10 protein-coding genes are annotated in these 11,857 nt (G+C 37.5%); 8 read left to right on the top strand and 2 right to left on the bottom strand.

The features are described 5' to 3' along the window. Positions 1-21: 21 nt before the first annotated feature. From ASF86_RS08090 to ASF86_RS08060, 7 genes are all read left to right on the top strand, one after another. On the top strand, positions 22-1,851 hold the full coding sequence (locus tag ASF86_RS08090) for a DUF1302 domain-containing protein (RefSeq protein ID WP_081407658.1): 1,830 nt from the start codon (positions 22-24) through the stop codon (positions 1,849-1,851). 70 nt (positions 1,852-1,921) lie between these two features. Next, positions 1,922-2,332: a PH domain-containing protein gene (locus ASF86_RS08085; RefSeq protein ID WP_056481039.1), complete on the top strand. Its 411-nt coding sequence runs from the start codon at positions 1,922-1,924 to the stop codon at positions 2,330-2,332. A gap of 70 nt (positions 2,333-2,402) precedes the next feature. Continuing rightward, a complete protein-coding gene (locus ASF86_RS08080) occupies positions 2,403-3,776 on the top strand; it encodes a PQQ-dependent sugar dehydrogenase (RefSeq protein WP_056481037.1) in 1,374 nt (457 codons plus the stop codon). A 177-nt stretch (positions 3,777-3,953) separates the two neighbouring features. After that, on the top strand, positions 3,954-5,231 hold the full coding sequence (gene salA, locus ASF86_RS08075; RefSeq protein WP_056481035.1) for a salicylate 1-monooxygenase: 1,278 nt from the start codon (positions 3,954-3,956) through the stop codon (positions 5,229-5,231). A 42-nt stretch (positions 5,232-5,273) separates the two neighbouring features. Next, positions 5,274-6,629, top strand: a complete 1,356-nt coding sequence (locus ASF86_RS08070; RefSeq protein WP_056481033.1) for an MFS transporter — start codon at positions 5,274-5,276, stop codon at positions 6,627-6,629. Positions 6,630-6,718: 89 nt separating this feature from the next. Continuing rightward, the gene (locus ASF86_RS08065) at positions 6,719-7,609 is read left to right on the top strand and encodes a LysR family transcriptional regulator (protein WP_056481031.1); all 891 of its coding nucleotides are present in this window, start codon (positions 6,719-6,721) and stop codon (positions 7,607-7,609) included. Positions 7,610-7,763: 154 nt separating this feature from the next. Beyond that, entirely contained in the window at positions 7,764-8,915 is a 1,152-nt protein-coding gene (locus ASF86_RS08060; RefSeq protein ID WP_005039565.1) for a sterol desaturase family protein, read from the top strand. 92 nt (positions 8,916-9,007) lie between these two features. On the opposite strand, the gene ASF86_RS08055 is transcribed toward ASF86_RS08060, so the two are convergent. Both ASF86_RS08055 and ASF86_RS08050 read right to left on the bottom strand, forming a co-directional pair. Next, entirely contained in the window at positions 9,008-9,616 is a 609-nt protein-coding gene (locus ASF86_RS08055; RefSeq protein WP_264753228.1) for a glutathione S-transferase family protein, read from the bottom strand. A gap of 225 nt (positions 9,617-9,841) precedes the next feature. Next, complete coding sequence (locus ASF86_RS08050) at positions 9,842-11,044, bottom strand: MFS transporter (protein WP_056481029.1); 1,203 nt, start codon at positions 11,042-11,044, stop codon at positions 9,842-9,844. A gap of 133 nt (positions 11,045-11,177) precedes the next feature. Here ASF86_RS08050 and ASF86_RS08045 point away from each other — a divergent pair, with 133 nt between their 5' ends. After that, on the top strand, positions 11,178-11,750 hold the full coding sequence (locus ASF86_RS08045; RefSeq protein ID WP_056481026.1) for a TetR/AcrR family transcriptional regulator: 573 nt from the start codon (positions 11,178-11,180) through the stop codon (positions 11,748-11,750). Positions 11,751-11,857: the final 107 nt, after the last annotated feature.

Genomic DNA, 11,857 nt, shown 5'->3' with positions numbered 1-11,857 from the left:
TATTTATAGGGAGATAATATGATGAGTCATTACGTATATTTAAATCAAACAAACCAACATATTTTATATATTCAAAAAATAGGTGTTTCATTAAGTCTGATTTTATTTATGTCTAAAGCGAATGCAGCTAGTTTTGATATTGATAAAGACTGGAAGTTCGATACAAAAACGACATTAAGCTTAGGTGCCAGTTGGAGTACACAAGATCCATCCGTTTCATTACTTTATCGGCCTGATGCAAACAAAATTGGTAAGCAAGGTTCTAGCATTGATGTGAATGGTGACGATGGGCGCATGAATTTTAGTAAATATGATGCCATTTCACAGATCATTAGAGGCATAACAGAAGTTAAGCTAAATGGAAAACAGCAGGGTGTGGTCATCAGTACTAAATACTGGTACGACCATGCCTATGAGACAGGGGAAGGAGACTTTAAACCCTTTAATGATTCAGCGTGGCCAAGGCTCGCAAAGTTCAAAGGTATCGATTTATGGAATGCCTATATATGGAAAGATTTTGAACTTAACGATGGACGAACCATAAATTTAAAATTAGGCAAACAGACTTTAAATTGGGGGAAATCTCAGTTTTTCCAAAACGGTTTAAATTCGGTGAGTGCATTTGATTTTGCTGCAATTAACCGACCGGCTGGTGATGGAAAAGAAAGAATCATTCCAACCGAAATGTTTTCATTCGATACAAGCATTAATAAAAATCTGAAAATAGAAGGTTTCTATCAATTTAAATTTAGGCCTTCAGTTGTTGATGGCAGCGGGACTTTCTTTGAGATTTCAGACTTTGTTCCCGAAAACGCGGGACCAGTTCTGATTGCTGGAGGGGGTGATAAGTTATCTGATACGGCAGTGCGTTTAGGTAGTTATATTCCACGTGCAGAAAGCAGAAAAGCAAAAGACAGCGGTCAATATGGTATTGCTTTAAAACAGACATTACCAAGTTTAAATAATGCTGAGTTAGGTATTTACTATGCGAATTATCATAACCGTAATGCAAACTTTGATGGAACGGCAGTAACAGCGCGGGGGCCAGAGCACTTTAATACCGCAAGTTATTTTTCTATTTATCCTGAAAATATCAAAATGTTTGGATTAAGTCTGACTGGTAAAGTTGGCACAACAACAGTTTTTAGTGAATTAACCCACAAACCTAATCAACCTTTGCAACTAAATGGTACCGACATTGTCTATGCTCAAGTGTTATCGGAAGGTACACCATTTGCACCGCCTGGGGAAATTGTTCAATTAGGTCAATATATTCAAGGTTATGTACGCTTACCTGTAACACAATTTTCGGTCGGAGCAACTGACAGCATATTTAATATTTTGGGCGCAAACTCGATGACATGGTCTACAGAGTTTGCCTTAAATCATATTGCAGATATTGGTAATCATCGGATTGGTCGGACAGGAGCATTTGGCCGTAGTGAGCTTTCAACAGGTGCTTATAATCCTGAAACAGGTGACTTTAAATGTACGCCGTATGGTACAGCTCATCTTACAAATGCAGAAATTGACAACTTAAATGAACGTTTTTGTAATAAAAAGGGATTTTTTAATGAATGGTCATTTGGCTACCGATTACGTGGCGCATTAAATTATCAAGATATTTTACCCTCTACAGTGATTACGCCAAGTCTTAGTTTTAGACATGATGTTTATGGATATAGCCAAAACTTTCAAGAAGGGCAAATGAGTGTAAGTACGGCGTTATCTATGACTTATCAGCAAAAATATACAACAGAGATTGCCTATAATAACTTTTTTGGTTCTAATGAGTTTAGTACTATAGATGATCGAGATTTTATATCTTTAACATTTAAAGCTAATTTTTAGTTCAATTATTTTCTTAAAAAAATTATAGAAAGACCCGTTATAAATGAAATTTTAGAATGGAGGATAACTTTTGAAATTTAGATCAAAAATTGATTGGTGGATTTTATTAATATTTATTGTTACTACTGTCATCATTGTTATGAAAATTTATGAAGCAAATCATAATTATTCTTTAGCTTCAAATTTTCCGCATCTCATTATTTATAGTTTAATTATTTTTGTCATTTGGCTTCCAATTTTTAACACTTATTACGTAGTAGAAAACGACACATTAATTATTAAGAGCTTGGTATTCCGATGGAAAATTAATATTAATGATATTACTCAAATAGAACCTACTCATAATCCACTTTCATCTCCAGCGCTCTCATTAGATCGACTCAAAATTTATTATATGAAAAATGGAGAAATTACTTCAGTGATGATTTCACCAAAAGATAAAGAACGTTTTTTTCAAGCCATAAACAAAAGACTCCATTAAAGTTGCTTGTTTAATTGCAAACATAAATTACGCTATTTCCATGACGACAAAAAATAAATGGAGATAAACCATGCTTACACGTTTTTTACTGCCAATTTTCGGCACTACGGTTTTAATTACATTAGCTGGATGTGCTTCATCCTCTCAATCTCCTATTACCGAGAGCTATGGGCCTGAACCAAAATTGCCTGAGCCTAAATCAAGTTTATTTCCAACCGTAAATATAGCACCAGCAGAAGGCTGGCCGAGTGGTGTTATGCCAACACCGGCAGAAGGTTTAAAGGTCAAAGCATTTGCCAAAGGACTTGAACACCCACGCTGGCTTTATGTATTACCAAATGGTGATGTATTGGTTGCTGAAACAGATGCCCCGCCTAAACCAGAAGACGGCAAAGGGATTAAGGGTAAAATTATGACTTTCGTGATGAGACGTGCAGGATCATCTCATCCGAGTGCCAACCGTATTAGTTTGCTTCGAGACACTAATGGAGACGGAATTGCTGATCAAAAAACGGTATTTCTCAAAGATTTGAACTCACCGTTTGGTATGGCATTAGTAGGTAATAATTTATATATCGCCAATACGGATGCACTTGTGCGTTTTCCTTATCAAGAGGGCGAAACTCAAATTACAGCAAGTGGAACCAAAGTATTGGACTTACCGGGCGGTCCTTTAAATCACCACTGGACCAAAAATGTGATCGCTAACCCAGCAGGGAGTAAGCTGTACATTACTGTTGGTTCTAACAGTAATGTTGCTGAAAATGGTATGGATAAAGAAAAAGGTCGCGCACAAATTATGGAGTTTGATATTGCAAGTGGTCAGTCACGTCCATTTGCAACGGGACTACGTAATCCGAATGGTATGGCTTGGCAACCTCAAAGCGGCAAACTTTGGACGGTTGTTAATGAGCGCGATGAAATTGGCAGTGATTTAGTACCTGACTATATGACGTCAGTTCAAGACGGTGCTTTTTATGGCTGGCCTTATAGCTACTATGGTCAACATGTAGATGTACGAGTAAAACCACAAAATCCTGAACTGGTCGCACGTGCAATTAAACCTGACTATGCACTAGGTAATCACACAGCCTCTTTAGGTCTTGCATTCTATGCAGCTGAACTCATGCCGCAATTTAGAGGAGGGGCATTGATCGGTCAACATGGTTCATGGAACCGTAAACCGCACAGTGGTTATAAAGTAGTTTATGTACCATTTAGAAGTGGTCAACCATCGGGGCCGCCTCAAGATATTTTGACTGGATTCCTCAGTGATAAAGGCAAAGCTTATGGGCGCCCTGTAGGTGTAGCAGTTGATTTTTCAGGTGCCGTGTTAGTTGCAGATGATGTGGGCAATACGATTTGGCGCGTTTCACCAGTTGCTGAGACGACTTATGATGCTCCAATGAAATATGCTATTGGAACCCCGCCAGGCACACCATAAAGTATATTAACGATCATTTATTAGTATGGGCAGTCTTTAAGCTTTATAGAGGCTCGTCCAACTGGCTATTATTTAATTTTTAAATAATTGAATGAAAAAAATACTAATTGGACTTTATAAGCCAACTTCTCAAGAATGAATATGTGAAAACAACAATGATGTTTAAGGATAAAACACATGAATACACATATTCGAATTGCCGTGGTTGGTGGCGGTATTGCTGGTCTGGCATTGGCAAGTAATTTAAGTAAACACGCTCATTTAGATGTCCAAATGTTTGAATCTGCACCTCAGTTTTCTGAAATTGGGGCAGGAATTTCTTTTGGAGCAAATGCAGTCAAAGCGATTGAATTATTAGGCTTAGCAAAAGAATATCATGCGATTGCAGATAAGATATCTGCACCATTTCAAGATGTTTGGTTTCAATGGCGCAATGGTTATAACGATGAATATTTATCTGCATCGGTAGCGACAGGTGTAGGGCAGTCTTCTGTTCATCGTGCAGACTTTCTAGATGCCATTATTCCGCATATGCCTACGCAAAATGTCCACTTTTCTAAACGACTTGAGTCTATTGAAGAACAAGAAGATCAAGTTATTTTACATTTCAATGATGGCAGTCGGCACGAATGTGATTATTTGATTGGGGCTGATGGTATTCGCTCTGTTGCTCGCCAATATGTTTTAGCTACACATGCTTTGCCACCTGTTCATCCACGCTTTTCAGGAACTTGGGCATATCGTGGCATCATTTCATACGCCTCATTTAAAGAAGCTTTGCAGCAAATGCAAGGTGATACAGACTTAGCTGATATCCCACAAATGTTATTGGGTAAAGATAAACATATTTTGACGTTTCCAATTCGTAAGGGTGAACAAATTAATATTGTTGCCTTTTGCTCAAATCGTGAAGATACGGTACTACCAGCCAATACACCATGGACACGTCCTGTCGATAAAGCTCAAATGCTTGCAGACTTTTCTGATTGGAGTGAGAGCTGTCAAAAGTTACTGGGTTTAATTGAGCAACCCACCATTTGGGCTTTACATGAAATTGAAGAACTATCGACTTATCAAAGTGCCTCGGGTCACGTGATTCTTATGGGTGATGCCGCACATGCCATGTTACCTCACCAAGGGGCTGGAGCAGGGCAAGGTCTCGAAGATGCTTTGGTTCTTGCTGCCTTACTGGCGACAAAAAACTTACAAGTAGACCAGCTAACCGATGTGTCTTCAATTTATGAAAAGCTCCGCTTAAAACGCGCTTGTCGTGTTCAACAAACTTCTCGTGAGTCTGGTGAAATTTACGAGTGCTATTCAACTCAGTACTCAACGTTTGCAGAAATTGGTGAGCACCTTGAACATCGTTTTGACTGGTTATGGCAACATGATTTAGAACAAGATGTTATGGATGCGCAGCAACAATTAAAACAGCTAGGAATGGCGACTATTTAAATCATGTGATGCTTTATAAACAATTTGCTAAGGAAAGCAATTATGGAAAAACTAAATGCAAATCAACTCATTGATGAGGCAAAGTTAACGCCATTGCATTGGCGAGTGATTTTGCTGAGTGCACTCATTATTATTTTTGATGGATATGATCTGGTCATTTACGGTGTTGCATTGCCTAAGCTCATGCAGCACTGGCAGTTAGATAGTATGACTGCTGGGCTTTTAGGTAGTGTTGCACTATTTGGCATGATGTTTGGTGCAATGCTGTTTGGAAGTTTAGCGGACAAATTAGAATCTTGTGGCTTTAGCCGTAAACGCCTTATTATGTTATGCATCATGATTTTCAGCAGTTTTACTGTGTTATGCGGTCTTGCCGATAGTCCAAAAGCGTTTGCAATTTACCGTTTCATTGCGGGTTTAGGTTTAGGCGGTGTAATGCCCAACGTTATTGCCCTAATGACAGAATATGCCCCCAAAAAGTTAAGATCTACATTAGTTTCATTGATGTTTAGTGGTTACGCCATTGGTGGCATGGGGTCGGCACTTTTAGGCATGTGGTTGGTCCCTAATTTTGGTTGGCAAATCATGTTTATTTTGGCAGGCATTCCGTTGGTTCTATTACCGATTATTTGGAAATATTTACCCGAATCGATTGATTATCTAATTCGCCAGAAGAAGTGGGATGAAGTAAGACATTTACTTCAACAATTGGCCCCAGAACAAAATATAAGTGTCCAGACTAACATCGTTTTACATCAGGAAAACCAACAAGTTGCTGCTCGTCCTTTGGTTGCCTTGTTTACTGAAAATCGTGCCCTAGTCACCATCTTTTTTTGGCTCAGTGTCTTTATGGCTTTACTTATGGTGTATGCCCTAGGTAATTGGATACCAAAGTTAATGGTAGAAGCAGGCTACGATCTATCAACCAGTTTGGTATTTTTACTGGCATTAAATTTAGGTGGAATGCTGGGCGCAATCGGTGGCGGTTTCTTTGCTGATCGTTTTCATCTCGGCAAGGTCATTTGTTCACTATTCTTAGCGGGTGGAATTTCACTTTACTTATTAAGCTACGCGTTACCTATGGTGATTTTATATCTCTGCATTGCTGTTGCAGGTGCAGCTTCTATTGGAGGGCAAATTTTATTACTGGCTTATATGGCGCAGTTTTATCCTTCCCCAATTCGAAGTACCGGCATTGGTATGGCTTTAGGTGTGGGGCGTATTGGCGCTATTCTGGGACCGATTTTGTGTGGTTGGCTTTTAAGTCTGCATTTACCAATTGAATATAATTTTATTGCTCTAGCCATTCCTTGTGTGCTGGCAACCTTAAGTGTTATTGTCATAAGTATTTGTAATCGAACCAAGCGTGTAATGCTAAATTCAAGCATATCTCCATAAGAAGTAAGCATTTTTATCCCGATAAAATAAACTAAACTCTAAACAAAGAAGCTAAAGTCTTTGTTTAGAGTATTTAAAGGATCAGAACCATGGATTTAGGTTTGATTAAAGTTTTTGTCTGTATTTATGAGTCTCGTCATATTAGTAAAGCTGCCGATAAATTAAATTTAAGCCAGCCTTCGGTCACTTATAATTTGAACCGATTACGCCGTCAGTTAAATGATGAATTATTTACTCGAAGTCGAGGAGGAGTGGAGCCAACAAAAGTCGCTCATGAACTCTATCCAATTTTCCATCAAGCGATTTTTAATATTGAATCGGCTATTGCTCAAGCACAGGAATTTCATCCTGAAAACTCAAATAAAACTTTCCGAATTGGACTGTCTGATGCAGGGGAAATTTGTCTATTGCCTAGTCTTATGGCTTTTTTACAAAAAGCAGCCCCACATATTCAAATTGAAATTGAAGAGATTCGATCAGATAAGGTTGAGCAGTGGCTCATTGATGGTTTTTTAGATCTGGCTGTCTTTAATAGTACGCAGACAATAATGCCGAAAATAGAAACCCGTACTCTATTTGAAGAAAGATATGTATGTATTGCTAGAGCTGACCATCCGAGGCTAAAGACTAAGCTGACTTTAGAGCAATATTTGCAAGAAGATCATGTTGCCATTAAATCATCGACAGGGCATATCCAAGTCGAGCAATATTTAAAAACAATGGATTTGAAGCGACGTATTCGTTTAGAAGTTCCACATTTTAGTGTTTTGCAAGGCGTTTTACAGAGTTCAGATATGTTGGTGACATTACCATCACGAGCAGCTCGACATTATCTCGCTCATGGTAATGTCCAAATGTTTGAATTACCTTTCGCTATGGATTCTTTTAAAGTGAGCTTGAACTGGTTTAATCGTAGTGATGATATTATTGCCAGAAAATGGCTGATTCAATCTGTCGGTCAAATATTTGAAGTTTTATAAAGCTATTAATATCTAATATCTGTGTTGAAAGTTATATTTAAAATTCAATTTTCAGGTTAATGGATCTGATCTGAGAAGTTAAAGTTCTTTCCAATTTATTATTAAATTTTGATAGCATTCGCGGCATACACAATAAGAACTGTTGATACAAATTATGACCGATCAATTAAGAGCAAAATTTGAAAATTTAGAACTTAACGCAGGTTTAGGGAAAATCAGCGCCTTTATTTCAATGTCACTCAGCTTGCTTTGCTTATTTGGTGCTTTATGTTTTTTATTTCCCAGTGTATTAACGACCCCAGAACTTCGTCCTCTTTACGCAAAGCACTATAATCTTTTCTATTATGGCCTGATCACTGGCATTGTGATTAGTGCTGGCTTTGGTGCATTTAGCGCGATTGTTCGTCAAAATCGATATGGGTTCTACGGGCTATGTTTCTCACTTGTGGCAGCAGTTTTGGGTTGCGGCGTAATTGAAGCACCCGTTTTACCAAGTGTACCGTTTTATGCAGGTATCGATTATTTTGTACTGACCTTGTTCATTTTAGCGTTTGTCTTTATTCCGCTTGAAGGCTTTTTTGCTAAAAATCCTGAACAAAAAATATTAAGAGTCGGTTGGGTGACCGATATGAAATATTTCATGGTCAGCCATGTTGGGATTCAACTATTCAGCTTTTTAACGGTTATGCCAATTCAATATTGGATTACGCACCTGCCTGATAACCCGATTGTACCTTATGTACAAGCTCAACCAATTTGGCTTCAATTTATTGAGTTACTGATTGTGGTGGATTTTACGGTGTATTGGTTGCACCGCGCTATGCATGAAGTTAATTTCTTATGGCGCTTTCATGCGATTCATCATTCGACAGAATATATGGATTGGTTAGCATCTTCTCGTTTACATGTAATTGAAGTATTAATGACTCGCTTTATTGCGACTTTACCGATTTTCCTATTAGGTTTTCATACTTCAGCTGTTTTTGCTTATTTAGTTTTTATTTCGTTTCACGCTATTTTTATTCATTCCAATGTACGTTTTCGCTTTCCATATTTACGCTGGATTATTGCAACACCAGAATTCCACCATTGGCATCATTCTTCAGAAAAACCAGCTATTGATAAAAATTATGCTGCTTTTATCCCACTCTATGATGTTATTTTCAAAACGGTCTATATGCCAAGCCACTTAGCAAGTGTATATGGAACGGTTGGCTATAAAATCCCAAATAGTTTTGTAAAACAGTTTACATGGCCCTTTAAAAAGTATGTAAAGCGGTTTTTAAAACCTTGGCGTGATCAGTAAATCTTAAGTTTTAGCTTAATAAATGTAGAATGCTTAAATGACATGTTTAAGCATTCTTCTTGGCATCTGCCGCTGCAAAATGAGCCATTTGGTCAGCATATGCTTTTTGAAAAGAAGGACGTATAGTCGGCTCTCTGAACATATGCAAGACAATGGGGAAATTCTGTCAACCCATCAAATTTATTCACCAAACGTAATACGTCAGCCATAACAATATCGGCTATAGAAAATGACTGAGCCAGCCATTCGCGCTCTGCAAGAAATGACTCCATATGTTGAAGGCGAGACTGAAGAAAAGCATCAAATTGTTTGTATGCGGGAGTATCTCTCTGAGCATTAGAAAATCTTAATAAAGCCCAAGGAAGACTCGCCATTTCTACTGAATTAAGTGCTGCAAATAACCATTCTATAACTTCATTACGCTGTTTCGGATCTGTAGGTAAAAGTACACGACTACGCTCACCCAAATAAAATAAGATAGCGCCACTTTCAAAAATTGAAATATCACCGTCTGTTAACCAAGGAACTTGCCCAAAAGGTTGGTGAGCAAAATGATCAGCTCCTCTCTCATAAAAAGATACGCTATTTATTTTATAGGGCATTTTTGCCTCTTCTAATGCCCATCTTATCCTTATATCTCTTACAAAACCTCGTGGTAATTCTGGAACCCAATCAAAAGTTGTCAAAATGAAATTATTCATAATAAATTTCCTTATATTTTATAATGATAACTCAAACGTACTTTTAAGCCTTTTACTTATTGTTCATCTAAATTCATCTTGCGAGTGAATCTTTATATTAAAAATAGTCTAACGAATTTGAATAGATATGAATGTAGCAATCAGAAGCTAAATTATTTATTTAAGTATTATTTGTTTTTAATTGTTTAAGTCAGCTTCATTTGAGGCTGACTTTTTAACAAATCATTATTTGCTTTTAATATTTTTAAAAATCATTACAAGGGCAATCAGAGCAAGGCCAATAATTAAACTCATATAAATATTAGCACTGTTCATAAGTCCAATTTTACCCACAAAATAGCCTGCAAGAATTGCCGGAATACTAAAAGCCAAATAGCTTTCAACAAAAAATGCAGCCATAAGACCTGCGCGTTCTTCTGGTAACGCAAGCGGCATGACTGTGCGAATTGCTCCCATAAAAGCGGTACCAAAACCTACTCCAGTAATAATAGAGCCTAAAAATAAAACCACTGCACTTGTAAAATTAATCGCTAAAAATAAAACGGTTGCCCCAATAATGATGGATAAGGTACCCGTGAGCAAAATACGAAAATTTGTAGATTTTCTTAGCGTTAAAATACCTGCTGCACCTGAAAGTGCAAGCGCCATAAACATAATCCCGTTTAACCATGCAGAAGAGGTTTGAAAAATCTTTGCGAGTAAAGAGGGCATAAGTGATAAGAAAAAACCACTGACCATCCAAAGTGCAATATTAATAGGACTAATGCTTAATAAAGCACTTCTTGCTTGATGAGGAATAGCCATGTTGGGTTTTAAAGAAGCAAGTGCACCCGATCTTTTTTGTGCAGTTTCAGGATTAAAAAAACTTAAAATGAGTTGAAATACAAAGAGAACACATAAAAGCTCAAAAACGAGCTGCAAAGGTTGAGCTGAGAATTGCAAAATAGTACATGTAATAAAGATGCCAGCTGCCATGCCGACCATTGGAGCAATACTATTAATCAAGGAGCCCTGATGTTTGCTGAAATCTAAAATTGCGGCTCCTATGGCAGAAACAGCAAGTCCGGTCGCGATGCCTTGCAGACCACGAGCAATAAATAGCATAGAAACATCTGAGGCAAAAAGGAAAAAGTTCATTGAAACAATTTGCAGAAAAATCGCCGAAAGAATGACAGGTCGACGTCCAATATAATCAGATAAGGAACCAATAATGAGTAAAGAGGCAAGTAAGGTAAACGCGTAGGTCGCAAAAATTAAGGTTAATGTAACAGGCGAAAATTGCCATGCTTGCTGATACAAGCGATATAGAGGAGTCGGTGAGCTGGACGCGGCCATAAATGTCATGAGTGTGATCGTGTTTAAGGTCAACGCAACTCTTGAATCTAACTGAAAAACAGATCTAGACCGTTTCGAACTTGAATTGTTCATATAAGATGAATAACATAAAAGCGAATATTTAGCTTTTATACATTATTTTTACACTAAAGCAAATCCTTAGCTTTAGTGTATTTTGTATATGCAAATAATATTTTAATTATTTTTATTGAAGTAGAGCTGATTAATGGCAAAAGTTGTTACTGGGTTACGACCGGGCGGCCGTAGTGAAAGAATTCAAACTGCGGTACATCAAGCTGTCAAAGAGCTTCAAAAAACATTGGAGCAAAGTCAAATCACCATACCCATGATCGCTCATGAGGCAGGAGTAACACCTTCAACAATTTATCGCCGTTGGGGAGACATTAATCAGTTATTTTCAGACGTGGCTCTAAATGAACTCAAACCGGATATGGAGCCAAAAGATTTAGGTTCATTTCAACTTGATGTTACCGCATGGGTCGAACAGTATTTTGAAGAGTATTCTTCTGAAGTGGGACAGATCTTACTACGTGATGTGTTATATGCAGCTGAATCTTCAAATGCTCGACAATGCGAAACCTTAATTATTCAGCAACTCGATATTATTCAAGCTCGAGCAAGACTACGTCATGAACCAACCATATCGAATCAAGAAATTATCGAAGCAGTCATTGCTCCAATGTTGTTTAGAATCTTATTCACTGACCGCACCTTATGCTTAGACTATGTCCATATTTTATTAGAGCGGTTATTTAAGACTCATTCCAATTTTAATTAATTTATAGCGGCCTATTAGTCTAAATATTTAACAAGAAATAGACGCGGTTTCTCATTAAGAAATTATATATCAGTTTTTCTTATTATTTTTAAAATAAATTTTCATAA

Source organism: Acinetobacter sp. Leaf130, assembly GCF_001423205.1.
Lineage (GTDB): Bacteria > Pseudomonadota > Gammaproteobacteria > Pseudomonadales > Moraxellaceae > Acinetobacter > Acinetobacter calcoaceticus.
Note: the sequence above shows the minus strand (reverse complement) of the source record. Positions and strands in the feature narration are given on the sequence as shown.

What these genes read in the sequence shown, in the direction of transcription:
- ASF86_RS08090 (WP_081407658.1), top strand. Translation starts at nt 22, where the DNA reads ATGAGTCATTACGTATATTTAAATCAAACAAACCAACATATTTTATAT.
- ASF86_RS08080 (WP_056481037.1), top strand. Translation starts at nt 2,403, where the DNA reads ATGCTTACACGTTTTTTACTGCCAATTTTCGGCACTACGGTTTTAATT.
- salA (WP_056481035.1), top strand. Translation starts at nt 3,954, where the DNA reads ATGAATACACATATTCGAATTGCCGTGGTTGGTGGCGGTATTGCTGGT.
- ASF86_RS08070 (WP_056481033.1), top strand. Translation starts at nt 5,274, where the DNA reads ATGGAAAAACTAAATGCAAATCAACTCATTGATGAGGCAAAGTTAACG.
- ASF86_RS08065 (WP_056481031.1), top strand. Translation starts at nt 6,719, where the DNA reads ATGGATTTAGGTTTGATTAAAGTTTTTGTCTGTATTTATGAGTCTCGT.
- ASF86_RS08060 (WP_005039565.1), top strand. Translation starts at nt 7,764, where the DNA reads ATGACCGATCAATTAAGAGCAAAATTTGAAAATTTAGAACTTAACGCA.
- ASF86_RS08055 (WP_264753228.1), bottom strand. Translation starts at nt 9,616, where the DNA reads ATGAATAATTTCATTTTGACAACTTTTGATTGGGTTCCAGAATTACCA.
- ASF86_RS08050 (WP_056481029.1), bottom strand. Translation starts at nt 11,044, where the DNA reads ATGAACAATTCAAGTTCGAAACGGTCTAGATCTGTTTTTCAGTTAGAT.
- ASF86_RS08045 (WP_056481026.1), top strand. Translation starts at nt 11,178, where the DNA reads ATGGCAAAAGTTGTTACTGGGTTACGACCGGGCGGCCGTAGTGAAAGA.